This window comes from Nocardiopsis dassonvillei subsp. dassonvillei DSM 43111 (genome assembly GCF_000092985.1).
Classification (GTDB): domain Bacteria; phylum Actinomycetota; class Actinomycetes; order Streptosporangiales; family Streptosporangiaceae; genus Nocardiopsis; species Nocardiopsis dassonvillei.
On the sequence record NC_014210.1, the window covers coordinates 3,779,302 to 3,804,016 of the forward strand.

Consider the following 24,715-nt stretch of genomic DNA (forward strand, 5'->3'; position numbering starts at 1 on the left):
CGCCATTTGGGGCATATCAACCCACAGTAGCCACGCCATCGACGGAATGTCACAGGCGTGGGCAACTATTCAGGTCATGTACTCACGTGACGTAGTAGACGAAACTTTCCGCCTCAAGGCCCTGGGTCTGACCGACAAAGCCATCGCGGCACAGTGCGGCGTCTCCGTGCAGGCGATCAGGCACTGGCGCTACGGCAGCCGAAGGGCTTCTCATACAGAGGAAGACCGCACCGCTTACTGCCCGGTTTGCGGTACCGGTGCGCCAGAACCGAAGGCCTACGCCTATCTCCTCGGGCTGTACCTGGGTGACGGCTACATCGGCGGCATACGGAACGGTGTCGACTACCTGTCGATCGTCTGTTGCGATGCATGGCCCGGTCTCATGAGGGAGTGTGCCGCAGCCATACCCAAGGTCTTCCCTGTCGGTGTCTTCCACGTCCAGCGCCAGGGATGCACCGAGGTCAAGGCCACATCGAAGCACTGGCGGTGCATCTTCCCCCAACATGGCAAGGGGTTGAAGCACTCTCGGAAGATAGCCCTGAAATCCTGGCAGTCGGAGATCGTTGACGAGCACCCTCAAGAGTTCATACGAGGGCTGTTCCACTCGGACGGCTGCCGTGTCTCCAACCGGGTGCGCAAGCGGGTCAAGGACCAGTGGAAGTACTACGAGTATCCGCGCTACTTCTTCTGCAACACCTCGCAGGACATCGTCGGCCTCCTGACCCACGCTCTCGACTCCCTGGAGATCGCTTGGAGGAGCCGCGTGGCACCGAAGCCTCCGCACAAGGACGCCATCATCGTCTCCGTCGCACAGAGGGAGGCCGTGGCGCGTATGGACGCCTTCGTGGGACCCAAGTACTGAGGGACCGGACAGACGTGCCAGAACCTGCGTAACTACCCGGCCGGTACCGCCCCAAATAGGCCCTTTGTCACTTTATGCCGGGGCAACCTGGCGGAACCGGTCACATCACGGCCACAACCTGAGTACAACCCGTGAGTTCGGTCGCCTCCGCGGGCGCGCGTCCTTGATCCTGGAGTTCCAGAAGCGATTTCTCAGGAGAGGAGCAGCGGGTGCTGACCGCGGTGGCCGGGATCGTCGGCGCACTGGTTATCGGCGCCTGGGTGGTGGTGGCGTGGGGTTCCCAGCGCCGCCAGCCGTGGCTGCTGACCCCCGTCGCGCTGCTCATCGTCCTTCTCGTGGCCGTCGGCCAGCCGGGCTGGGCCTTCGTGCCCGTCGTGGCGCTGGTCACCGGTTCCTTCGCCGAGCTGGTGGTGGGCTCGCGTGAGTCCCCCACCCTGCGCACCAAGGACCCCGACGCGCCGTTGAGCACGGAGCGCTGGGCGGCGGCCGTGGCGGCGCCGTTCCGGGTGGCGCTGGCCGAGCCCTGGGACGTGGTGGCGCGGCCGTCGCTGCGCCGTCCCTACCAGCGGATGCTGGAGCGCCAGTGGGGGGTGACCGACCGCGAGTCGCTGCTGGAGGCGGTGGACGCCCTGTTGGAGGAGCTGCGCACGGGTCCGAAGCTGGACCTGGTGGTGGATCTGAGCGCGGGGGTGGCCAGGTCGCGTCTGCCGCGTGAGCGGGGCGGGCAGGTGACGGGCGCGCACGTGCGGCTGAGTGGGGAGCAGGTGGCGCGGTTGCGCGCGGTCACGGGGGTGGCCGAGGCGGACGAGACGGTGCTCATCGGCGCCTACCAGTGGTGGAAGTCGGTGCACGTGATCCGGTTGGTGTGCGGGGGCGCGTCGTTGGACTGGTTGAGTCCGGTGGAGACGCAGACGCTGTTGCGTCGGGTGGCCTCGGATCTTCAGCGGCGGTACGCGTCGTGGCAGCAGTTGTCGATGGCCTTCCACGCGGGTTACCTGTTGTGGCCGGAGAAGGGTGTGGAGGGCGACCACGGCGGGACGGACCGGGTGTGGGCGGCGCTGGGTCTGTTGACGGAGGACGAGCGCAGTCCGTGGAACCTGTTGCCGTGGGACATGCCGTTGGAGCGTGTGCTGCCCGAGGGGGGCGCGGCGGCGGGGTCGGAGCCGCGGGGGGACGTGCGCGGGGAGTCGGCGGCCTGAGGGCGGCGCGGCGGCGGGGCCGCACCTGGTCCTGACCCGGTGGGCGGCGCGGCTCATACGCCGTGTCCTCCGGGCCGGACCTGATGCGGCACGTCGGGGGCGCCCGGTGCGGGGCGCCCGGGTGTTGCTACCGCGCCGCGAGGGCGACGGCGTCTCCGAGGCGGTGGACGCGCAGGGAGTTGGTGGAACCGGTGGTTCCGGGCGGGCTTCCGGCGACGATGACGACTTTGTCGCCCTTGTGGTAGTCGCCGAGCTGGAGGAGTTCGGCCTCCACCTGGCGGACCATGTCGTCGGTGTTGTCGACCCAGGGCACGAGATTGCTCTCGACTCCCCAGGTGAGGGAGAGCACGCCGCGGGTGGTCTCCTCGGTGGTGAAGGCCATCAGCGGGATGGGTGAGCGGTAGCGGGCCAGGCGTCGGGCGGTCTCTCCGGACATGGTGAAGGCGACCAGTGCCTTGGCTCCGACGGTGGCGCCGATCTCGGCCGCGGCGCGGGCGATGGCTCCGCCGGTGGTCTCGGGTACCCGGTTGAGGATGTGCGAGGCGCGCAGGGATTCCTGTTCGGCGGCGCTGACGATGCGGGCCATGGTCTCGACGGTCTCGACGGGGTACTTGCCGACGCTGGTCTCTCCGGAGAGCATGACGGCGTCGGCGCCGTCGAGGACGGCGTTGGCGACGTCGGAGGCCTCGGCGCGGGTGGGCCGGGGTGATCCGATCATGGATTCGAGCATCTGGGTGGCGACGATGACCGGTTTGGCCTTGTCGCGGCAGCGTTCGACGGCGCGTTTTTGCACCATGGGGACGTTTTCGAGGGGGAGTTCGACGCCGAGGTCGCCGCGGGCGACCATGACTCCGTCGAAGACCTCGATGATGTCCTGGAGCCGTTCGACGGCCTGGGGTTTCTCGACCTTGGCGATGAGGGGGACGGTGACGCCCTCCTCGTCCATGATGCGGTGGCACTCCTCGGCGTCGGCGGGGCTGCGGACGAAGGAGAGGGCGACCATGTCGACGCCCTGTCGCAGGGCCCAGCGCAGGTCCGCCTCGTCCTTTTCGGTGAGTGCGGGGACGCTGACGGCGACGCCGGGGAGGTTGAGTCCCTTGTGGTTGGAGACGGTGCCGGCGACGATGACGCGGGTGTGGACGTCGGTGCTGGTGGTCTTGGTGCACTCCAGCGCGATGCGGCCGTCGTCGATGAGGACGCGGTCGCCGGGGCGTACGTCCGCGGGGAGTCCCTTGTAGGTGGTGGAGACGCGGTGGGCGTCTCCGGGGACGTCGTCGGTGGTGATGGTGAACTCGTCGCCGACGTTGAGGTCGACGGGGCCGTCGGCGAAGGTGCCGACGCGGATCTTGGGCCCTTGGAGGTCGGCGAGGACGCCGACTGCTCGTTGTGCGGCCTCAGCGGCGTCTCGCAGGTTGGCGAGGTTGGCGCTGTGGTCGTCGTGGGTTCCGTGGCTGAGGTTGAGTCGGGCGACGTCCAGTCCGGCTTCGACGAGCTTGCGGAGGACTTCCGGGCTCGAGGTGGCGGGACCGAGGGTCGCGACGATTTTTGCTCGACGTGTCACGCTTAACACTCTAGAGCGTCTGGAGGATGGAGTGGTCTAAACCAGGTTGCGAATGGACGTATGTGGGGCTGCGGGAAGTCGAACTTCGGGCACCCTGGGTGAGGTTCGGTGGCGTTGGGTGGTGTGGGGGTCCTCGCTGGCGGGGGTGTCGGGGCGGGGTGGGCGCGGGGGTCCGGCCTCGGCGGGGCCGGGGTGTGCCGGGGCCGGGTTCGGAGTGTCAGGTGTCGCGGCGGCGGGGCGGGAGGTAGCCCTGGACGCGGCCGTAGGCGCACAGGATGCGCAGGCGTTGGACGGTGCGCATGCCTTCGCGTTCGAGGGTGGCGGCGGTGTCCCAGTGCTGCCAGGTGGCGTCCCAGCCGCCGTCGGGTCGTTGGGTCTGTTCGAAGAAGTCGAGGTTGCGTTGGATCTCGGCGTCGGTGAACAGGGGTCGGGCGATGTGGTCGGGGTGGGTGGCGATGTCGAGTGCGGTGTGGGCGTGTCGGCGCGGGTTGGGTTTGGGGTCGGTGTCGATGACGGCGCGGATCATGGGGTGCAGTCGGCTGGTGGTGCGCAGGGCGCGGTCGCGGTCGGGGACGTGTTGGAGGAAGGTGCAGATGCCGATGGCCTGGTGGGGGTCGGTCCAGTGCAGGGCGTTGATGCGTTTCCAGCAGTAGGCGGTGGCGTTGTCGCGCCAGGTGTGGCTGATGTTGTGTTTGTGGAGGTATCCGGCGAGGAGTGCGGTGAGTCCGAGGTCGCTGGTGAAGTCGTGGTGCTGCTGCCACCAGGGGGCGGCTTCGGTGTGGCGGACGTTGGGTCGTACGCAGGGCAGGCCGCCGTCGGGGTTGGTGACGGTGGTGAGGTAGCGGCAGATGCCGGTGCCGAGGGTGGTGGGGATGGGCCCGAGGTCGTCGAGGTAGCGCAGGGCGATCTCGGTGGCGGCGGGTTGGCTGGTGTGTCCGCGCAGGTCGGGGTCGAGTCCGTTGCCGTAGCCGCCGTCGAGGTTGCGGTAGGCGGAGAGTGCGGAGCGGACGGGTTCGGTGGGTCCGTTCTGGAAGAGGTGGGCGAAGCGGAGCCGGTCGATGAGCCGGGCGTTTCGCATGGTGAAGTGTTCTGCGGCGCGAAGGGAGTCCCAGGTCACAACGGTCATGTCTTCGACGGTACGTCCGTGTGCGGGGCGGGGAAATGGTTGGCGGGCCAATCCATTCGCGATCTTTACGCGCGGTTCGGGGTGGTGTTGCGTGTGCGTCTTCGGGTGAGGATGAGGAGTCCTGCCCAGGAGGTGAGGACGGCGAGGGCGACGGTGAGCTGTGCGGTGAGCAGGTGCTCGGCGGGGTAGACGATACCGGTGAGGTAGTGGTCGATGAAGCCTTCCGGGGGCAGTCCTTGTTGTCCGGCGCGTCGGCGGGCCCAGTTCTCGACGTGGGTGAGGGGGCAGGGCCAGCCGATGAGGGTGATGGCGAGTCCGTACAGGGCGCAGCCGAGGTGGATCCACAGGGTGCGGGGCCACTTCCAGGCGAGGAATCCGCCGAGGGCGAGGTAGGCGAGGAAGGCCAGGTGCACGACCATGGCGGTGTCGGCGATGAGCCGGTAGGTCATCGTCTGGCCTCCTGGGCGTGTGGTGGGTCCTCCTTGTTCCCAGTATCGGCGCCGTCGTGCGTCCGGGCCAGGGGGTGTGGGGGGCTGTGGACGGTTCTGGTGGGATCCCGGATGGCTCGTGGCGTGGGGGGACACGGCGACGCGCCGGGTGCGGAGGGTGTCCTCCGCGCCCGGCGCGCGCGTGTGCCTGGTTGTGGCTAGACGAGCGGTCGTGCGGTCGGCGGGATGGTGACCGGCAGTGCGCTGTCGTCGGTGAGGTAGCGGTCGACTCCGGCGGCGGCGGAGCGGCCCTCGGCGATGGCCCAGACGATGAGCGACTGGCCGCGGCCCATGTCTCCGGCGCAGAAGACGCCGTCGACGGTGGTGCGGTAGTCGGTGTCGCGGACGACGTTGCCGCGTCCGTCGAGTTCGACGCCGAGCTGGTCGAGCAGGCCCTCCTTCTGGGGTCCGACGAAGCCCATGGCGAGCGTGACGAGTTCGGCGGGGATCTCGCGCTCGGTGCCCTGGACGGGTTCGAAGCCCTTGTCGGTGCGCTTGACCTCGACGAGCTTGAGGGCGCGGACCTGGCCGTTGTCGTCGCCGAGGAACTCGACGGTGTTGACGGAGTAGATCCGCTTGCCGCCCTCCTCGTGGGCGCTGGTGACCTTGTAGAGCATGGGCATGGTCGGCCAGGGCTGGTTGTCGGGCCGCGTGGCGGGCGGCTTGGGCATGATCTCCAGCTGAGTGACCGAGGCGGCGCCCTGGCGGTGGGCGGTGCCGACGCAGTCGGCGCCGGTGTCGCCGCCGCCGATGACGACGACGTGCTTGCCCTTGGCGCTGATGGCGGGCGTGTCGTAGTCGCCCTCCTGGACCCGGTTGGCCAGGGGCAGGTACTCCATGGCCTGGTGGATACCGGCGAGTTCGCGGCCCTTGGCGGGCAGGTCGCGCCAGGCGGTGGCGCCGCCGCTGATGACGACGGCGTCGTGGTCGGCGCGCAGCTGGTCGGCGGTGATGTCGGTGCCGACGTCGACTCCGGCGCGGAAGGTGGTGCCCTCGGCGCTCATCTGGGCGAGGCGGCGGTCGATGTGCCGCTTCTCCATCTTGAACTCGGGGATGCCGTAGCGCAGGAGGCCGCCGATGCGGTCGGCGCGTTCGTAGACGGTGACGTCGTGTCCGGCGCGGGTGAGCTGCTGGGCGGCGGCGAGTCCGGCGGGGCCGGAGCCGACGACGGCGACCTTCTTGCCGGTGCGGGTGGTGGGGGGCAGGGGCTTGACCCAGCCCTCCTCCCACGCGCGGTCGATGATGGAGACCTCGACGTTCTTGATGGTGACGGCGGGCTGGTTGATGCCGAGCACGCACGCGGATTCGCACGGGGCGGGGCAGAGCCTGCCGGTGAACTCCGGGAAGTTGTTGGTGGCGTGCAGGCGTTCGATCGCCTCGGCCCAGTCGTGGGTGTGGACGAGGTGGTTCCACTCGGGGATGAGGTTGCCGAGGGGGCAGCCGTTGTGGCAGAAGGGGATGCCGCAGTCCATGCAGCGTGATGCCTGCTTGGTGACGGTTCCCCGGTCGAAGTCCTCGTAGACCTCGCGCCAGTCCTGGATGCGCACGTCGACGGGTCGGTGCTTGGGGAGCTCTCGCTCGGTGGTCTTCAGGAAGCCCTTGGGGTCGGCCATGTGCCTTCCTCCTCTCGTGTCAGGACTGTGCGGAGGCCATGACGGCCTCGTTGACGTCGCGGCCCTCGCGTTCGGCCTCGGCCTGGGCGAGCAGGACGCGCTTGTAGTCGCGCGGCATGATCTTGGCGATGCGGTCGATGCCGCCGTCGGTGAGGATGCGGTCGGCGACGGCCGATCCGGTCTCGGCGCGGTGGCGGGTGAGGACGTCGGTGAGGAACGCGCGGTCCTCGTCGGTGAGGGCCTCGATCTCGACCATCTCGGTGTTGACGCGTTCGTGGTCCAGGTCCAGGACGTAGGCGATGCCTCCGGACATGCCGGCGGCGAAGTTGCGTCCGGTGCGGCCGAGGATGACGGCGCGGCCGCCGGTCATGTACTCGCAGCCGTGGTCGCCGATGCCCTCGACGACGGCGAGGGCGCCGGAGTTGCGGACGCAGAAGCGTTCGCCGACGACGCCGCGCAGGAGGATCTCTCCGGAGGTGGCGCCGTAGCCGATGACGTTGCCGGCGATGATGTGGTCCTCGGCGACGAGTTGGGAGGCGTTGTCGGGGCGGACGATGACGCGTCCGCCGGACAGGCCCTTGCCGACGTAGTCGTTGGCGTCGCCGGACAGGCGCAGGGTGACGCCCTTGGGTACGAAGGCGCCGAAGGACTGGCCCGCGGATCCGGTGAAGGAGACGTCGATGGTGTCGTCGGGGAGGCCGTTGGCGCCGTGGCGCTTGGTGACCTCGTGTCCGAGCATGGTGCCGACGGTGCGGTTGACGTTGCGTACGGGCAGTTCGAGGCGTACGGGCTGGCCGAAGTCCAGGGCGCCCTCGCTGAGCTGGATGAGGGTGTTGTCCAGGGCCTTCTCCAGGCCGTGGTCCTGGAGGCGCTGCTGGACGCGGTGGTCGCCGGCGCGGGGTTCGACCTCGTGCAGGATGGGCGACAGGTCCAGGCCCTGGGCCTTCCAGTGGGTGACGGCGTCGGCGGTGTCGAGCAGGTCGATGGAGCCGATGGCCTCGTCCAGGCTGCGGAAGCCGAGCTGGGCGAGGTACTCGCGGACCTCCTGGGCGATGAACTCGAAGAAGTTGACGACGTATTCGGCCTTGCCGGAGAAGCGCTCGCGCAGGAGCGGGTTCTGGGTGGCGACGCCGACGGGGCAGGTGTCCAGGTGGCAGACGCGCATCATGACGCAGCCGGAGACGACGAGGGGTGCGGTGGCGAAGCCGTACTCCTCGGCGCCGAGCAGGGCGGCGATGACGACGTCGCGTCCGGTCTTCATCTGGCCGTCGGCCTGGACGACGATGCGGTCGCGCAGGCCGTTGAGCAGCAGGGTCTGCTGGGTTTCGGCGAGGCCGAGTTCCCAGGGGGTGCCCGCGTGCTTGAGGGAGGTCAGCGGCGAGGCGCCGGTGCCCCCGTCGTGGCCGGAGATGAGGACGACGTCGGCGTGTGCCTTGGACACGCCGGCGGCGACGGTGCCCACGCCCGCCTCGGAGACCAGTTTGACGTGGACCCGGGCGGAGGGGTTGGCGTTCTTGAGGTCGTGGATGAGTTGGGCGAGGTCCTCGATGGAGTAGATGTCGTGGTGGGGCGGCGGGGAGATGAGCCCGACGCCGGGGGTGGAGTGGCGGGTCTGGGCGACCCACGGGTAGACCTTGTGGCCGGGCAGCTGGCCGCCCTCGCCGGGCTTGGCGCCCTGGGCCATCTTGATCTGGATGTCGTCGGCGTTGCTGAGGTAGTGCGAGGTGACGCCGAAGCGGCCGGAGGCGACCTGCTTGATGGAGCTGCGGCGCAGGTCTCCGTTGGCGTCGGGGGTGAAGCGGTCGGGGTCCTCGCCGCCCTCGCCGGTGTTGGACTTGCCGCCGAGGCGGTTCATCGCGATGGCGAGGGTCTGGTGGGCCTCGGCGGAGATGGAGCCGTAGGACATGGCTCCGGTGGAGAAGCGCTTGACGATCTCCGAGACGGGTTCGACCTCGTCGACGGGCACGGGTTCGCGCACGCCGTCCTTGAAGCGCAGGAGACCGCGCAGGGTCATGAGCTTCTCGGACTGGTCGTCGATCTGGGAGGTGTACTCCTTGAAGATCTCGTACCGGCGGGTGCGGGTGGAGTGCTGGAGTTTGAAGACGGTCTCGGGGCTGAACAGGTGCGGTTCGCCCTCGCGGCGCCACTGGTACTCGCCGCCGACCTCCAGGCGCCGGTGGGCGCTGGGGTTGGCGGTGTGGGCGCGGCGGTGGCGGATGGCGACCTCCTCGGCGAGGACGTCGAAGCCGACGCCGCCCAGGCGGGAGGTGGTGCCGGTGAAGCAGCGGTCGATGACCTCGGCGCCCAGGCCCAGGGCCTCGAAGATCTGGGCTCCGGTGTAGGAGCTGACCGTGGACACGCCGATCTTGGACATGATCTTCAGGACGCCCTTGCCGTACGCCTTGACGGTGTTGCGGACGGCCTGGTCGGCGTCGACGCCGCCGATGGTGCCGCGTTCGACGAGGTCGCGGACGGTGGCCAGCGCCAGGTAGGGGTTGACCGCGGAGGCGCCGTAGCCGATGAGCAGGGCGACGTGGTGGCATTCGCGCACGTCGGCGGCCTCGATGAGGAGTCCGACCTCGGTGCGGGTCTTCTCGCGGACGAGGTGGTGGTGGACCGAGCCGGTGAGCAGCAGCGACGGGATGGGCGCGCGGTCGGCGTCGGCGCCGCGGTCGCTGAGCACGAGGATGTGGGCGCCGTCGGCGATGGCGGCGGAGACCTCGGTGTTGATCTGCTCCAGGCGTGCGGAGAGCGCGTCGCCGCCGCCGTCGACGGGGTAGGTGCCGTCGACGGTGAAGCTCTTCAGGGCGGGGTTGCCCCGTCCGGCGGCGACGATGGCGGCCAGTTCGGCCTGGTCGACGACCGGGGTGGGCAGGACCAGGCGCTGGGTGCTGCCGGGTGCGGCGTCGAGGATGTTGTGCTCGGCGCCCAGGAGGGTGGCCAGGCTGGTGACCATCTCCTCGCGGATGGCGTCCAGGGGCGGGTTGGTGACCTGGGCGAAGTTCTGCGAGAAGTAGTCGAAGAGCTGGCGGGAGCGCTCGGAGAGCGCGGCCACCGGGGTGTCGGTGCCCATGGATCCGATGGGTTCGGCGCCGGTGCGGGCCATGGGGGTGAGGATGACGCGCAGTTCCTCCTCGGTGTAGCCGAAGACCTGCTGGGCGCGCTGGAGTTCGGTGACCGGGACGGGTCGGGCGTCGGGCAGGTCGGCCAGGCGCAGGACGCCGGTGTCGATCCACTCCTGGTAGGGGTGCTGTGCGGCGAGTTCGGCCTTGATCTCCTCGTCCTCGACGATGCGCCCCTGGGCGGTGTCGACGACGAAGATGCGGCCGGGCTGGAGGCGTCCCTTGCGCACGATGGTGGCGGGGTCGATGTCCAGGACGCCGGCCTCGCTGGCGAGCACGACGAGGCCGTCCTCGGTGACCCAGTAGCGGCCGGGGCGCAGGCCGTTGCGGTCCAGGACCGCGCCGACGAGGGTGCCGTCGGTGAAGGAGACCGAGGCGGGGCCGTCCCAGGGCTCCATGAGGGTGGAGTGGTACTCGTAGAAGGCCCGGACGGCCGGGTCCATCTCGGTGTGGTTCTCCCAGGGCTCGGGGATCATCATGAGCACCGCGTGCGGCAGGGGGCGTCCGCCCAGGTGGAGCAGTTCCAGGGCGTCGTCGAAGGACGCGGTGTCGGAGTCGTCGGGGTCGACGATGGGGAAGATCCGGTCGAGTTCGCCGGGGATGAGGTCGCTGGCGAGCTTGGCCTCGCGCGCCCGCATCATGTTGCGGTTGCCCTTGACGGTGTTGATCTCGCCGTTGTGCGCGACGTAGCGGAACGGGTGGGCGAGCGGCCAGGAGGGGAAGGTGTTGGTGGAGAAGCGGGAGTGGACCAGGGCCAGGCCGGAGGCGTAGCGCCGGTCGGACAGGTCGGGGAAGAACGGCTCCAGCTGCGGGGTGGTGAGCATGCCCTTGTAGGCGATGGTGCGCGGGGACAGGCTCGGGAAGTAGACGTCGCTCTCGTGCTCGGCGCGCTTGCGTACGCAGTAGGCGTGGCGCTCCAGCTCGATGCCGGTGAGGCCCTCGGTGGCGGTGCCGGGGGTGCCGGTGATGAAGAGCTGCCCGAAGTAGGGCATGGCCTGGCGGGCGGCGGGTCCGCTGTACTGGGGTTCGAAGGGCAGTTCGCGCCAGCCGAGCAGGGTCAGGCCCTCTTCGGCGACGATGGCGTTGATGCGTTCGACGGCGGCGGCGCGCTCGGCGGCGTCGGCGGGCAGGAACCCGATGCCGGTGGCGTAGGCGCCCGCCTCGGGCAGGGTGAAGTCGCAGACCTCGGTGTAGAGCTCGTGCGGGATCTGGGTGAGGATGCCCGCGCCGTCGCCGTCGTCGGGGTCGGCGCCGGAGGCTCCGCGGTGGTCGAGGTTGCGGAGTACGGTGAGCGCCTTCTCGACGATGTCGTGGCTGCGACGTCCAGTGAGGTCGGCGACGAAGCCCACACCGCAGGCGTCGTGCTCGAAAGCGGGGTCGTACAGGCCCTGGGAAGTGGTCTCGGGGTTCGTTCGGACGGACGAACGCCGCACCTGGCCAGCAGGCATCTACCCTCCTGTCGTCTTGCGTTGGCTTCGTGAAAAGCGCATCCGGGACGACGTTGGCCCTGCTGCGTGCGGATGGAGTTGTGTCGCCGCGTGGTGCGGCGGTGACCGTCGTGTGGGCGCCGTGGCCGCCTCCGTCGTGCGGCCACGTCCTCGTGGTCGCCGGTGGCGGGTGGGGTCGCCCGTGACGGGCAGGTTCCCTTATACATGCCGGTCCAGCCGCGACGTTAATCGCAGGTCTAGACCATGTGGCGCCGCGGTGCGCCGGTGGCCCCTGGCCGCGCCCGGGTGTGTGCGGGCTCGGGCACGGTCCGGGAGAGGTTCCCGGTGCGGGCTGGCCTAGCGGGTTTTTCCACGAGGGAACCCCGCTAAACCTCCCAAAGAGGCCGAAACACCAACCTTGGAGGTGGGGAACGCCACTTCGGGCATGCGGGCGCAACACGCCGCACGCCCACATTACCCCGGTGTTAACCGCGTCCCCAAGAGGGCGGGGGGCGGGTCCGCGAGTGATATCCCCCTCACCGGGCGGCGCCGCTGACCTGGGTGGCGGCGGGCCGCGCGCCGCCCCGGCGCGCGTGGGACGATCGGTGCATGCACGCGACTCCTCCGGGCCCGGACGGCCCCCCTTCCGCTGCCTCCGGGCGGGTACCGGTCGCGGACGGCGACTCCGCCCGCGCCGACCGCCCCCTTGACGGCCCGCCGCCCCTTCCCGAGCCCGCCGCGGAGCTGCTGCGCGGCCACGGCGTGGACGCGCCCCGGCTGCGCCGTGTGCTGGCGCTGCTCTCGGACGGGCGCGAGTGGGAGGCGAACGCGCTGGTGCGCGCCAGCGGCGTCGCGTACGCGCTGGTGTCCTCCCTGGTGGGGGCCCTGACGGAGGCCGGTGAGCTGGCGCCCGGGGACGGGCGGGGCCGGGTGCGCCTGGTGCGGCCCGAGCGCTACGCGGGCGCGGCCGGGGAGGAGCCCGCCGACCCGGTGGCCCACCTGCTCCCCCGCTACTCCCGGGCGCTTGCGGAGCTGGCGCGGGCCGTGGAGGAGGGGCCCGCCTCGGATCTGGACCTGGACCACGTGGCCGCGACGGCCGAGACCGCGCTGCGCCGGGCGCTGCTGCTGTCCACCCGGTTCGACCTGCGCGACCGCACGCTCCTGTGCGTGGGCGACCACGACCTGACCTCGGTGGCGCTGACCCTGGTGTGCCCTGGCGCCCGGGCGCAGGTCGTGGACATCGACGAACGCGTCCTGGCCCACATCGACTCCCTGGCGGCCGAGCTCGGGCTGGCGGTGCGTACGCACGCCGCGGACCTGCGTCTGGGGCTGCCGCCCGCGGTGCGCGGCGGCGCGGACGTGGTGTTCACCGATCCCCCCTACACGCCCGACGGGGTGGAGCTGTTCGTGCGGCGCGGTGTGGAGGGGATGGCCGATCCCCGCCGGGGCCGGGTGCTGGTGGCCTACGGGGCCAGTGAGACCACCCCGCGGCTGGCCGCGGCCACGCAGGCGAGGCTGGTGCGGATGGACCTGCTGTTGGAGGCGGTGTGGCCGGACTTCAACCGCTACCACGGGGCCGAGTCGATCGGCGCGGCCTCCGACCTGTACGTGCTGCGGCCTCTGGCGCGTACGCTGCCCGCTCCCTCGGGTGAGGTGGCGCGCGTGTACAGCCAGGGGGTGAACGCCAAGGAGGCCCGGGGCGGTCTGGACGCCGACCGGGCCCGCGCCGTGCTGGACCGGGTGGCCGGGGAGACCGCGAGTGCCGCGGGTCCCGGCGGGACCGGGGAGACCGTTGGGGCCGGGGAGGCCGGTGGTGATCGCGCGCCGACGCTGGTGGGCGCGTGGCCGGGCGAGGTCGCCGGGTCGGGGCGGGTGCGCCTGTCCACGTGGTTGGAGGCGCCCGGGCAGGGCGGCGGACGCGCGGTGGTCAATCTCACGGGCGGGTGGGACCGCTGGGCGGCGCGGGCGGCCCTGGCCGCCGCCGGGGACACCGTGTACGTGCTGGTGCCGTCCTCGGCGGCGTGCGTGCGCGACGAGGCGGGCCAGCGGGGGCTGCGCGCCCTGGTGGAACCGCGCTTCGGGGTGCGGTTCCTGCGCGGGTTCGGCGCGGACGGCCTGACGGCGGTGCGGCTGACCCGGCGCCCGGACGCGGACTCGGCGGTGGACCGGCTGCTGGTGTACGTGCAGGAGAGGGCGCACGGCACGCTCACCGCGACCCTGCGGGCGGGGCTGGTGGAGGTGTCGGCGTGGCGGGAGAGCCCGGTCAACAAGCGCACGGCGCGCCACGCGGTGGCCGCGGCGCCGGAGTGGGTGTCCGGGCACACCCTGCTCGATCTGCCCGAGCACCGCTTCGGTGAGCTGCGCGGGGTGGCCGCCGACCTCCTGGAGCGGGTGGGGTCCTCCCCGGCCTGACGCTGTACCGGCCCGTCCCCTGGGCCGATCGCAGGGCAGGACCCTCGCGTCACATCAGCGACGGTTCCGGTCAGCCAACGGGCTGCTGCGTGCCCGTCCCGGAGACGGCGAAGGGGCCCTCGGCGGTGCCGCGGGCCCCTTCGTGTATGCGGGGTGGAGGCTCAGCCGGTGCCGGTGGTTCCGGGCAGCTCCGTGCCCGTGCCCTCGTTGCCGGTCACACTCTCACCTTCGACGCCAGTGCCTGTGCCGTCGGTGCCCAGGCCCTCGGTCCCGGTGCCCGTTCCGTCGGTTCCCGTGCCCTCGGTTCCGTCGGTTCCCGTGCCCTCGGTCCCCTCCGTCGTCCCCTCGGTGCCGCCGCCGGTGGTGCCCTCCTGCTGCACCATGCGCCGGTAGAGCGGGTCGCGGAAGTTGGCCAGCGCCACGAGCGGCCCGGACAGGCTGACCCTGTCCTCCACCGACTCCGAATCGGTGGGCTGCACCCACACCAGGACCAGGTAGTGGCCGCTGACGACCGCGTCACTGGCGCTGTAGCCGCTGCCCAGGCGGTCGAAGGGCTCGGCGCCGGACGGCGAGAGCACGAAGCCGGGGTCCTGGGCGCCCTCCCCCTCGGGTTCGGCGAGGGCCGCGGCGACCGCGCGGCTGCCCTCGACGTCGGCGAGGTTGAACACGGCCACGACGCCGAAGTAGGTGTCGGACACGTAGGTGGCGCGCCCGGCCTGGGTGCAGTCGGCCTCGGCCAGGGCGGTCTTGACGGGCTCGCCCCACACCGCGGCGGCGCAGTCCTCGGCCAGGACCGATTCGCCCAGGGTGAAGTCGATGCTCTGGCTGGAGATCTCGGCGTTGCGGTCCCCGAACAGCTCGTTCTCGTTGAGGGGGCGGCTGTCGGCCTCGCGGGTGGCGAGCACCTCGTTCATGCTGCCGGCGTCGACGACCCGGTACACGGCGGGGCGGGTCTGGGGGGCGGCCTGCCCCTCGCCGCCGCCCTCCCCCGCGTTGAGGTACAGGACCACGCCGAGGGCGATCAGCGCCACGACCAGCACTCCGGCCACGATGGCGATGAGGGGGCCCAGGCGCCTGGACTCCTTCTTCCTGCGCCCCCCGGCCCGTCGGCGTCCGCCCTCCCGGGAGGAGCGCCCCTCGGGCTCGGTGTCGGGCTCGCTGGTCTTCCTCCGACGCCCCGCGGGTCCGGACGCCGACGGTTCAGAAGGGGACACCCAATGGACCTTTCCTCGGATGCGGTCCGGCCCGCGCGTACGCGGGCCGGACCGGTGTGTTCGGGGGTGTGTGAGGCCGGGAATCCTCGCCGCGCCTCGTGTGACCTCGGGTCGGTCTGTCGCAGATCCTATCGGGGCCTCCGACAGGCCGGGACAGACTACTCCTCGGCCTGCTCCGCCGCCTGGTTCACGGCCACGACCTCCTCGTAGACGTAGCGCGCCGCGTTCATGGAGGCGACGCTCAGCGTCGCCATGTCGGCGTTGTCCCCGGGCGGGGAACCGTCGGTGTCGGCCACCCAGAACACGGCCAGGTAGTGGCCCATGACCTGGGTCGTGGCCTGGCTGTAACCGTCCTGGAGGCCGGGGATCTCGTCGCCGGTCTGCGTGAGCAGGAACCCGGCGCCGCTCTCGGCGTTGGTCGGGTCCAGCTCGCGCTCGACCTCGGCCGCGGCCTCGGCGTTGGCCAGATCGAACAGGGTGAACTGGGCCACGTGCCGCTCGTCGCCGTCGGTGTACACGCCGGAGGCGGCCTGGACGCAGTTGGCGTCGATCAGGCTCTGGCCGAGCTCCTCGCCCCACACCAGGGAGGTGCAGGAGTCGGTGACCGAGCCCTGGCGCAGCTCCAGGTTCACGTCGTCCAGGCCGATCTCGCGGACCGGGTCGAAGACGCTCTCCTCGGTCATCGGTTCGATGCCCTCGGGGCGCTCGTTGATGGCGCCGAAGACGTCCTCGCGGTTGGGCTCGGACAGGTACAGCTCCGGGGTGAGGGTGCTGTGCCCGTCCGGCGGGGCCACGACCGTGTCGTCCCCGCCCGCGACGGCGCCGCCGTTGCCGGCGAAGAGCTGGTAGGACAGCAGGCCGAGGAGGGCGATCAGCGCGATGCTGAACGCTCCGAGCAGGAGGCCGAGCACGGCGGTGCCGCGCTTGCGCTTGCTCTGCTCGGCGAGGGTGTACACGATCTGGTTGGGCCGGTCGCCCAGGACCGAGACCCTCTTGATAGCGGCGGCGGAGAAGGCCGAGACCTTGTTGACTCCCGTGGCTCCGGCCCGCCTGCCTCCGGCGGCCCGGTTGCCCGGGCTCCTGCGGCGGGAGGAGGCGCGGGCCCCGCGGCCCTTCCTGCGGCGCGAGGCGCGTCCGCCTGTCTCCTCGGCGTCGTCCGCGTCGGCGTCGCCGGTGCCGTCGTCCTCTTCGTAGGCGTCCTCGTCGTAGGACCCGTCGTCATAGGGTCCGTCGTCGTAGCCGTCGTCGGCGGGACGGGTGTGGCCGTACTCCGCGGAGAAGTCCTCCTCGGGGTCGTACCCCTCCTCGTCCCGGTCCAGGATCTGGTCGTCGGTGCGGTCCTCGGTGCGGGCGCTTTGGGCGCGGCGGCCTCTGCGGCCGTACCCGGACTCAGCTCTGCTCACGGTCTTTCTCAATCGTCAACCCGTGGTCTGCTCGAAAGGTACAGGGGCCCAGATGCGTGTCCGGACACGGCCGGTCCACGTGGCTTCCCTGTGTCTACTCGGGCTTCGTCCCGGGTTCGGTTCCCGTGTCCCCGGCGTCCCTGTCGGTCGAGCCCTCGCTACTAGATCGTTCAGGGCTCGGGTGGTATTCCGTCCCCGTCTCCTGTGAGCTGGAGCTTTGCGAACCGACACGCGATTCCTCGCTGTCCAGGGCGCTGTAGACGGTGCTGTCGTCGCGCGTCTCACCATCGGTTGTGGGCCCGAACACCTGGGTTCCGGCGTCGTGGCCGTGGGGGACGACGGCGCTGGAGAAGGAGTCGATGCGGCGTCCCGCCCACACGAAGTAGGCCAGGGCGGCGAGGAGGACCAGGAGGGAGGTCCAGTTGTTCAGGCGCAGGCCCAGGAAGTCGTTGGCCGGGTCCACGCGCAGGTACTCGATCCAGAACCGGCCCGCGCAGTAGCCCATGACGTAGAGGGCGAACAGGCGTCCGCCCTGGAGGGAGCGCTCGTAGCGGCGGCCCGCCCAGGCCAGCAGGACGGCCAGGCCCAGGCACCACAGGGACTCGTAGAGGAAGGTGGGGTGGTAGGTGCTCACGCCCAGTTCCATGCCCGGGCGCAGGGCGCCGTTGGGGTAGGGGGTGATCTCCACGGCCCAGGGCAGGTCGGTGGGCCTGCCGAACAGCTCCTGGTTGAAGTAGTTGCCCCAGCGGCCCAGGGCCTGGGCCAGGGGGAGGGTGGGGGCGATGGCGAAGGAGAGCTTGGACATGGACAGGCCGCGCTTGCGGGCCACCAGCCACACGCCCAGGGCGCCCATGGGGATGGCTCCCCAGATGCCGAGTCCGCCCTCCCAGATGTACAGGGCGCGGATGGGCTCGCGGCCCTCGGCGAAGTACAGCTGCGCGTCGCTGATGACGTGGTAGAGGCGCCCGCCGACCAGGCCCAGGATCACGGCCCACACGGCCATGTCCATGATGGTGCCCTTCTCACCGCCCATGGCGGCCCAGCGCCGCTCGCTCCACAGCACCGCGACGATGACTCCGGCGAGGATGCACAGGGCGTAGAAGTGGATCTGCAGCGGCCCGATGGGGATGGAGTTGACCTGCGGGCTGGGGAAGGCCGCGAGGGCCCGGCCGAACTCGACCGCGCCCTCCGTGGCTGTCGACGACAATGTCACTGGTCTGCTCTCGGGTTCGCCCCGCGTGCGGGGGTGTCTTCGGGGATGGCTACTCCGCGCCACCCCCGTCGCCTGTGGGTTGGGTGTCGACCTCGCCGGGTTCCGCTGAGGCGATCGCCTCGTTGAGGCCCCGGGCGGTCATGGCGGTGTCGTTGTCGAGCAACTCACCGTTGATGTAGACGGAGGGCGTTCCGCGGAAGGCGTTGTCTCCGCTGTAGCGAGTGTAGGCGTTCCCGGTGGCTTCGATGATCTGGCCCGTGTAGGTCCCCTCCAGGAACGAGGGGTCGTGGCCGTGCTCGGCACCCCAGGCGAGCAGGTCGGACAGCACCATGGTGGCGAGGGTCTCCTCGCCGATCTGCGCCATGGCGTCCTCGGACAGTGCGGGCAGGAACTCCTCGGTGAACCGGGAGACCACGGCGGCCTCGTCGTCCACCCGCTGGTCGAACTGCTCCTGCTGCTCCGGGCTGGGGCCGGTCTCGGCGAACCACTCCTTGAGCTGGTCGACGGTGAAGCCCTCGGTGCGCTCGGTGGGCTGGTGCTCGAAGAGGATGTCGTTGTAGCGCACGAACCGGTCGTGGTCGGCGGCGGCGCGGGCGGCGGCCCCGGCCCGCAGCGAGTTGCTGCTCAGGGGCACGGGCTGCTGGGCGAAGATGCTGACCGGCCGGTAGTGGACGATGGCCTCGCCCTGGGCGGCGTTCTCCTTGAGGACGCCGCCGTTGAGGAGTTCGAACTGGCGGCAGGCGGGGCACTGGTAGTCGGCGTAGACCTCGACGACGGGGGCCGAGGCGCCCTCCTGGGCCATGACGACGCTGCCGTCCTGTTGGAGGGTGGTGGGCGCCAGGGCCCCCTCGTACTCGCCGCTGCGGCGGTCGGCGTTGAGGGCGACGTAGCCGATGCCGACGATGAGCAGCACCGCCGCGGCGGCGACGCCCACCACGATGAGGGTTCTGTTGCGCTTGGCCCTGCGCTGGTCCTTCTCCCTCTGTTCCTTGAGTTTCTCTCGGGAGCGCCTGCGCGCTTCACTGCCCATGTCTTCCCCTGTTCCTCACTGCTGGATACGGTCGGCCGTCCGGGGTCACCGGAAGAGGCCGAGTGCGCGGTCGACGGCGAAGGGCGAACGCGGCCAGACCGCGACGAAGGCGCCCATCGCCGCGAAGGCGATGTCGCGGGCGATGGAGAGCCCGTAGGTGGTCTCCTCCGGGTCGACCTGTCCGCCGCCGCCGAAGCAGCCGCAGTCGATGCTCAGGCCCCGGGCCATGGCGGAGAGGATCCCGGCGATGAAAACGACCATGAGCAGCGCGCTGACGGCGCCGACGTAGCGGGTGGCGAGCCCGACCAGGAGCAGGGCGGCCAGGGCGAGTTCGAACAGGGGGAGGGTGTAGCCGATGAACCGCGCGACCTCGGCGGGGAAGAGGTCGTAGGCCTCGACCGCCTGGACGGACAGGGCCGGGGGGAACTTGGAGACGGCGGCGAAGACCAGGACGGCGGCCAGCCCGACGCGGCAGGCGAGGCTGAGCCAGGGCTGGACGGCCTCCCAGCGCGATCCGGGCGCGGGTTCGGTGGCGGGCGTCTGGTCGGTCGTGTCCATCACTGCGGCCTCCGGGGAGAGAGCGGGCGGGTCATCGGATGTGCGGGGCGGGTGCCCCCGTCTGCGGGCGGGGGCGGGAGCCCCTGCCTCCTTCCGTTCGGTGCGGCCGTGGCCGTGGCGCCCACCGGAGCGGACGCGGGTCCTTCCATGGAGTCGTCGCCGGGCCGTGCGGGGTTCCCGGGACGCGGGGATGTGGCCACCGCCACCCGCCCCCGTGCGCGTCCGGGGCGGACACGGGTCCCGGGGGCGGGTGGGCGTGGGAGGAGGGGAACCTCGCGACCACGGTGCGTGGGCGCGTCGTCGCCCTTCGCGTCGGGTCAGATCCTACTGCTTGTGTTGAGTGCGTGACGCTGTGTCCGGGATTTCGGGCGCAGCGAGCGGCGTCCCCCGGAGCGGAGGGCGTCCCCTCTCCTTCATGAGGACCTGGTCGAAGGGGTGCCGGGAGGTTCTGCGGGGGTCCTCTCACCCGGTTCTCACCGGCTTGACCGCCGCCTTGCCCCGCCCCGCGGCGGACGGGCCCGGAGACGGGGGGCGGCACGACGAAGGCGGGGGCCGTCCCGTGGACGGCCCCCGCCGGTGTTCACGCGTCCCGCTGGTCGCGGGCCCCTCGGATCAGGTGCGGCCCGAGCGCACGCCCTGCGCCAGTTCCTGGGCGAAGGAGCGGACCGCGACGAGCCCGGTGTCCAGGTCCGGCGCGTCCAGGACCCGCTGGCAGAACCCGGCGCCGACGATCACGCCGTCGGCGTAGGCGGCCACCTCGGCGGCCTGGGCGCCGGTGGAGATGCCCAGGCCCACGCAGACGGGCAGGCCGGAGTCTCGGGTCGCCTCGCGGGTGCGCCGCACCAGCGCGGCGGCGGTGTCGGCGACCTGGGTGCGGGTGCCGGTGACGCCCATGAGCGAGGCGGCGTACACGAAGCCGGTGCACTCGCGCGTGGTCAGGGCCAGGCGCCGGTCGGTGGAGGAGGGCGCGACCAGGAACACCCGGTCCAGGCCGCAGGAGTCGGAGGCGGCCACCCACTCCTCGGACTCCTCGGGGATGAGGTCGGGGGTGATCACCCCGGCCCCGCCCGCCTTGGCCAGGTTCGCGGCGAAGCGCTCGACGCCGTAGCGCTCGATGGGGTTCCAGTAGGACATCACCACGGCGGCGGCGCCGGTGGCGGCGGTGGCCTCCACCACGCGGAACACGTCGTCGGTGGTGGTGCCCGCGGCCAGGGCTCGGTCGGCGGCCCGCTGGATGGTGGGGCCGTCCATCATGGGGTCGGAGTAGGGCAGGCCGACCTCGATGACGTCGCAGCCCCCCTCGACCATGGCCTGGATGACCCGGACGGAGGACTCCACGTCGGGGAACCCGGCGGGCAGGTAGCCGATCAGGGCGGCGCGTCCGGCCTCGCGGGCCTCGGCGAGCTTGGTCTGCAGTGCGGTGGCGCTCACGCCTGTCCCTCCGGGTCGACGAGGCCGAAGTAGGCGGCCGCGGTGTCAACGTCCTTGTCGCCGCGCCCGGAGAGGTTCACCAGGATGACGGCGTCCGGGCCGAGGCGCTCGCCGAGCTTGCGGGCGCCGGCCAGGGCGTGCGCGCTCTCGATGGCGGGGATGATGCCCTCGGTGCGGCACAGCAGCCGGAAGGCCTCCATCGCCTCGGCGTCGGTGACCGGCTCGTAGGTGGCGCGGCCGGTGTCGGCGAGGTAGGCGTGCTCGGGGCCCACCGCCGGGTAGTCGAGTCCGGCGGAGATGGAGTGGCTGGGCAGGGTCTGGCCGTACTCGTCCTGGAGCACGAAGGTGCGCGCCCCGTGGAAGACGCCGGGGCTGCCCGCCGTGATGGAGGCGGCGGTGCGGGTGGTCCGCGCCCCCTCCCCACCGGCCTCGAAGCCGTACAGGGCGACCTCCTCGTCGGGGATGAAGGCCGCGAAGACGGCCATGGCGTTGGAGCCGCCGCCCACGCACGCGGCGACCGCGTCGGGGAGCCTGCCGACGCGCTCCAGGACCTGTTCGCGGGCCTCCTGGCCGACGACGAAGTGCAGGTCGCGCACGAGCTTGGGGAAGGGGTGCGGTCCGGCGACGGTGCCGAACAGGTAGTGGGTGCGGTCGACGTTGGCCACCCAGTCGCGGAAGGCCTCGTTGATGGCGTCCTTGAGGGTGCGGCTGCCGATGGTGACGGGGACGACCTCGGCGCCGAGCATGCGCATGCGGGCGACGTTGAGCGCCTGGCGGCGGGTGTCCTCCTCGCCCATGTAGATCACGCACTCCAGGCCGAGCAGGGCGCAGGCTGTGGCGGTGGCCACGCCGTGCTGTCCGGCTCCGGTCTCGGCGATGACGCGGGTCTTGCCCATGCGCCTGGTGAGCAGGGCCTGGCCGAGGACGTTGTTGATCTTGTGGGATCCGGTGTGGTTGAGGTCCTCGCGCTTGAGCAGGATCCGCGCGCCGCCGCAGTGCTCGGAGAAGTTGCGGGCCTCGCTCAGGGCGCTGGGGCGCCCGGTGTAGTCCTTGAGCAGTTCGGCGAGTTCGGCCTGGTACTGGGGGTCCTGCTTGGCCTTCTCCCACTCCGCGGCCACCTCGTCGAGGGCGGCGACGAGGGCTTCGGGCGCGAAGCGGCCGCCGAAGCGGCCGTAGTGCCCGAGCTGGTCGGGCAGGGGTTGGTCGTGGCTCATTGCACGCTCTCCTGGGAAGGGCCGAGCGCGGGGCTCCCCCGGCCTCGCGCCGCGGGGTCCGCGCGCCGACCGGCTGTGCGCCGCCCGGCTCCGGCGGCGCGTTCTGACTGTGGGTCAACGCGGCGGCGGGAACCCGCGGCTCACTGGCGCGGGTTCCCTAGAGCCATCGCCATCTGCGGACGGGGCGCGTCGCCGCCGCGTCCGCCGGTGCCTGCGTCAACCCTCTCACGGTCTGTGCCCCTAGTTCCGGTCCCGCAGGGCGGGGTGGGCCCCGGCGGTGACCAGGTCGGCGACGGCCTCGCGCGGGTTGCGGCCGCGGACGAGGCTCTCGCCGACGAGGACGGCCCCGGCTCCGGCTCCGGCGTAGGCCAGCAGGTCGTGCGGGCCGCGGACACCGGACTCGGCGATCTTGACGACGTCGGAGGGGATGAGGGGGGCGAGCCGGGAGAAGGTGTCCCGGTCCACCTCCAGGGTCTTGAGGTTGCGGGCGTTGACGCCGACGACGGTGGCCCCGGCGTCGAGTGCGCGCGCGACCTCCTCCTCGTCGTGGACCTCCACCAGCGGCATGAGGCCGAGCGAGCGGGCCCGCTCCACCAGGGAGACCAGGGCCTCCTGGGGCAGGGCCGCGACGATGAGCAGCACGGCGGAGGCGCCGAAGACGCGGGCCTCCCACAGCTGGTAGGAGCTGACCACGAAGTCCTTGCGCAGCAGCGGGGTGTCGACCGCCTTGTGGACGGCCTGGAGGTCGGCGAGGCTGCCCTTGAAGCGGCGCTGCTCGGTGAGGACGCTGATCAGGGCGGCGCCGCCGGCCTCGTAGTCGCGGGCCAGGGCCGCGGGGTCGGTGATGGCCGCGAGGGGGCCCTTGGAGGGGCTGGCCCGCTTGACCTCGGCGATGACGTGCACGCCCGGGCGGCGCAGGGCGGCTTCGGCGTCCTTCGGGGTGGGCACCGACCCGGCCTGGGCCTTGAGGCGGTCAAGGGGCAGGTCCTCCTGCCGCTGCGCCAGGTCAGCGCGTACTCCGTCGAGGATCTCGTCGAGCACGCTCACCAGTTACTGCTCCCTCGTGAAAGTGGGCCGGCACGGCGGTGGCCCGGGTGCGGGCTCCTCGCGCGGCGGGATCGGACACCGCCGCACCGTGTTGCTGGTCATCGTATCCACCCGTGGGCGCCGCGGGGTCGCCGACCCCGACGTGACACCCCGTGGAGGGTCTCGTGGGGGTCGGGAACGCTCCGCCCGGGCGTGCCGGGGCGGAGCGCCGGGGGCGCGCTAGGCGTTCGCGGCTACCACACCGAACATGACCACGAAGAACAGGATGTACAGCACGAGGATGACGGCACAGACGATGAAGCTGACCAGTCCGATGATGCCCAGGATCTTGGCGGTGTCGGAGGCGGACTGGGCTCCGGCGTAGTCGCCCATCTCCCACTTGCTGTTGACCTGGAGGGAGAAGATCAGGCCGATGATGCCGATGACGGTGCAGCTGAGGATGCCGAGGATGTTGTGCATCAGGTAGTTCTTGGGCGGCCCGCCGGGGGGCGGGCCGCCGTAGCCGCCGGGAGGACCGTAACCACCGGTGTGGGGAGGACCGTAGTTCATGTGATGGCACCTTTTCGGGACGTCGTGGTCGTGTGCGGCGGCGCGTGGCCGGGTTCGCCGGGTAGGACTGCGGTGGGGTCGTCCTGGTTCTGCTACCAGCCGGGAAAGAGCGGTGTCCCGGGGGCGAGGAAGGAGAACCAGGGGAGGTTGCGCAGGACCCAGTGCGCGGTGACGACGATGAGGAACAGCCACAGGAACCAGCCCGGTGTGAGCTTGGGGGGGCTCTTGGGCGGTCGCACGGAGCGGTAGAGCCAGAGCCCGTAGGTCCAGGCGATGTAGGGGGCCAGCAGCCACAGCAGGGGGTTCATGCTGATGGAGGCGAGGATCTCACCGTGTGTGAGCAGGGCGATCGCCCGCATGGTGCCGCAGCCGGGGCAGAAGGTGCCGGTGAGGAGCAGCCAGGGGCAGGTGGGGTAGATGCCGGGCTCGTTGGGGTCCACGAAGTGCAGGAGGGTGGCCCCGGCCAGGCCGAGGACGCCCAGCCCCACGGGCCATACGGCCGGGTGCAGTGCCCGGAGCCGATTACTGACCCGCCCCGTCAGGGAGCGTGCGGCCGGGGGCGCGGGGGGCGAGCTCTGCGGCGGCTCGCTGGACTGTGGGTACGACACGTGACCAGCTTAGGGGTTGGGGCCCGGGGGTCGGGGCCCGAGAAAACGCGCCCCCGAGCGCCGGGGCGCTCGGGGGCGGAGGGAGGACGCGGGCAGGGCCCGGGCCTCGCCCGTCAGTACGTCGTGTAGGTCGGGGCGGTGGCGGCGGCGCCGATGCCCAGGACGACCACGAAGATCATGTAGATGACCCACAGGGCGACCCAGATGCCGCCGAGGATGAAGGCGATCTTCGTCCACTTCTTGGACTGCTTCTGGGCCTCCAGAGCGCCGGCCTGGTCGCCGCGGTTCCACAGGTCGTTGACCTTGGTCGCGTTGATGATGGCCGGGATGGCGAAGGGCCAGCAGCAGAAGATGGCGACGATGGCCCAGACCAGGCCGTTGTCCGGCGGAGGACCGCTGGGGGCGCCGTAGCCGCCGGAGGGCGGGCCGTAGCCGCCGCCCCCGGGGGGACCGTAGCCGCCGCCGGGGGGCGGGCCGGGGTTGCCGGGGGGAGGGGGACCGTAACTCATGCTCGGTACAACTTTCCGGAAGAGGACAAGGGATTTACGCGGCGCACGGAGGAACACTCCGGCCCAACACGGGGCAGGGTTGGATCACCGGGTCGCATACACCGCGGGCAGAAAGGAATGATGCCAGAT

The 24,715-nt window shown here is 71.3% G+C and carries 19 protein-coding genes; 3 read left to right on the top strand and 16 right to left on the bottom strand.

Annotated features, from left to right (window positions below):
* Positions 1-76 precede the first annotated feature (76 nt).
* Together NDAS_RS15605 and NDAS_RS15610 are read left to right on the top strand one after the other, a co-directional pair.
* On the top strand, positions 77-862 hold the full coding sequence (locus NDAS_RS15605; protein WP_013154175.1) for a helix-turn-helix domain-containing protein: 786 nt from the start codon (positions 77-79) through the stop codon (positions 860-862).
* Positions 863-1,071: 209 nt separating this feature from the next.
* A complete protein-coding gene (locus tag NDAS_RS15610; protein ID WP_013154176.1) occupies positions 1,072-2,061 on the top strand; it encodes a DUF1266 domain-containing protein in 990 nt (329 codons plus the stop codon).
* Between the two features lie 127 nt (positions 2,062-2,188).
* Here NDAS_RS15610 and pyk read toward each other — a convergent pair whose 3' ends face one another.
* From pyk to gltB, 5 genes are all read right to left on the bottom strand, one after another.
* Positions 2,189-3,622 carry a pyruvate kinase gene (gene pyk / locus NDAS_RS15615; protein ID WP_013154177.1) on the bottom strand — a complete coding sequence of 478 codons (1,434 nt, stop codon included), beginning with the start codon at positions 3,620-3,622 and terminating at the stop codon, positions 2,189-2,191.
* A 217-nt stretch (positions 3,623-3,839) separates the two neighbouring features.
* Complete coding sequence (locus tag NDAS_RS15620) at positions 3,840-4,739, bottom strand: hypothetical protein (RefSeq protein WP_041552801.1); 900 nt, start codon at positions 4,737-4,739, stop codon at positions 3,840-3,842.
* A 74-nt stretch (positions 4,740-4,813) separates the two neighbouring features.
* Positions 4,814-5,197 carry a DUF2784 domain-containing protein gene (locus tag NDAS_RS15625; RefSeq protein WP_013154179.1) on the bottom strand — a complete coding sequence of 128 codons (384 nt, stop codon included), beginning with the start codon at positions 5,195-5,197 and terminating at the stop codon, positions 4,814-4,816.
* Between the two features lie 197 nt (positions 5,198-5,394).
* Complete coding sequence (locus NDAS_RS15630; protein ID WP_013154180.1) at positions 5,395-6,849, bottom strand: glutamate synthase subunit beta; 1,455 nt, start codon at positions 6,847-6,849, stop codon at positions 5,395-5,397.
* Between the two features lie 19 nt (positions 6,850-6,868).
* The gene (gltB, locus tag NDAS_RS15635) at positions 6,869-11,419 is read right to left on the bottom strand and encodes a glutamate synthase large subunit (protein WP_013154181.1); all 4,551 of its coding nucleotides are present in this window, start codon (positions 11,417-11,419) and stop codon (positions 6,869-6,871) included.
* A gap of 588 nt (positions 11,420-12,007) precedes the next feature.
* On the opposite strand from gltB, the gene NDAS_RS15640 reads away from it, so the two are divergent.
* Positions 12,008-13,810: a bis-aminopropyl spermidine synthase family protein gene (locus NDAS_RS15640; RefSeq protein ID WP_013154182.1), complete on the top strand. Its 1,803-nt coding sequence runs from the start codon at positions 12,008-12,010 to the stop codon at positions 13,808-13,810.
* A gap of 161 nt (positions 13,811-13,971) precedes the next feature.
* Here NDAS_RS15640 and NDAS_RS15645 read toward each other — a convergent pair whose 3' ends face one another.
* The 11 genes from NDAS_RS15645 to NDAS_RS15695 form a co-directional block, all read right to left on the bottom strand.
* Positions 13,972-15,024: a hypothetical protein gene (locus NDAS_RS15645; protein ID WP_013154183.1), complete on the bottom strand. Its 1,053-nt coding sequence runs from the start codon at positions 15,022-15,024 to the stop codon at positions 13,972-13,974.
* Positions 15,025-15,182: 158 nt separating this feature from the next.
* Positions 15,183-16,427 (bottom strand): hypothetical protein, encoded by a 1,245-nt coding sequence (locus NDAS_RS15650; RefSeq protein WP_013154184.1) that lies wholly within the window; start codon positions 16,425-16,427, stop codon positions 15,183-15,185.
* A gap of 94 nt (positions 16,428-16,521) precedes the next feature.
* The gene (lgt, locus tag NDAS_RS15655) at positions 16,522-17,634 is read right to left on the bottom strand and encodes a prolipoprotein diacylglyceryl transferase (protein ID WP_041552802.1); all 1,113 of its coding nucleotides are present in this window, start codon (positions 17,632-17,634) and stop codon (positions 16,522-16,524) included.
* A gap of 55 nt (positions 17,635-17,689) precedes the next feature.
* Entirely contained in the window at positions 17,690-18,670 is a 981-nt protein-coding gene (locus tag NDAS_RS15660) for a DsbA family protein (protein WP_013154186.1), read from the bottom strand.
* 45 nt (positions 18,671-18,715) lie between these two features.
* Complete coding sequence (locus tag NDAS_RS15665; protein ID WP_013154187.1) at positions 18,716-19,228, bottom strand: MauE/DoxX family redox-associated membrane protein; 513 nt, start codon at positions 19,226-19,228, stop codon at positions 18,716-18,718.
* Positions 19,229-19,840: 612 nt separating this feature from the next.
* Positions 19,841-20,659, bottom strand: a complete 819-nt coding sequence (gene trpA, locus NDAS_RS15670; protein ID WP_013154188.1) for a tryptophan synthase subunit alpha — start codon at positions 20,657-20,659, stop codon at positions 19,841-19,843.
* Entirely contained in the window at positions 20,656-21,873 is a 1,218-nt protein-coding gene (trpB, locus tag NDAS_RS15675; protein WP_013154189.1) for a tryptophan synthase subunit beta, read from the bottom strand. The genes trpA and trpB overlap by 4 nt, the downstream gene beginning before the upstream one ends.
* Positions 21,874-22,113: 240 nt before the next feature.
* A complete protein-coding gene (trpC, locus tag NDAS_RS15680; RefSeq protein WP_013154190.1) occupies positions 22,114-22,920 on the bottom strand; it encodes an indole-3-glycerol phosphate synthase TrpC in 807 nt (268 codons plus the stop codon).
* A gap of 219 nt (positions 22,921-23,139) precedes the next feature.
* Positions 23,140-23,469 carry a CD225/dispanin family protein gene (locus tag NDAS_RS15685; RefSeq protein ID WP_013154191.1) on the bottom strand — a complete coding sequence of 110 codons (330 nt, stop codon included), beginning with the start codon at positions 23,467-23,469 and terminating at the stop codon, positions 23,140-23,142.
* A gap of 92 nt (positions 23,470-23,561) precedes the next feature.
* Entirely contained in the window at positions 23,562-24,077 is a 516-nt protein-coding gene (locus tag NDAS_RS15690; protein ID WP_013154192.1) for a DUF2752 domain-containing protein, read from the bottom strand.
* A gap of 113 nt (positions 24,078-24,190) precedes the next feature.
* Complete coding sequence (locus tag NDAS_RS15695) at positions 24,191-24,586, bottom strand: CD225/dispanin family protein (RefSeq protein WP_013154193.1); 396 nt, start codon at positions 24,584-24,586, stop codon at positions 24,191-24,193.
* Positions 24,587-24,715: the final 129 nt, after the last annotated feature.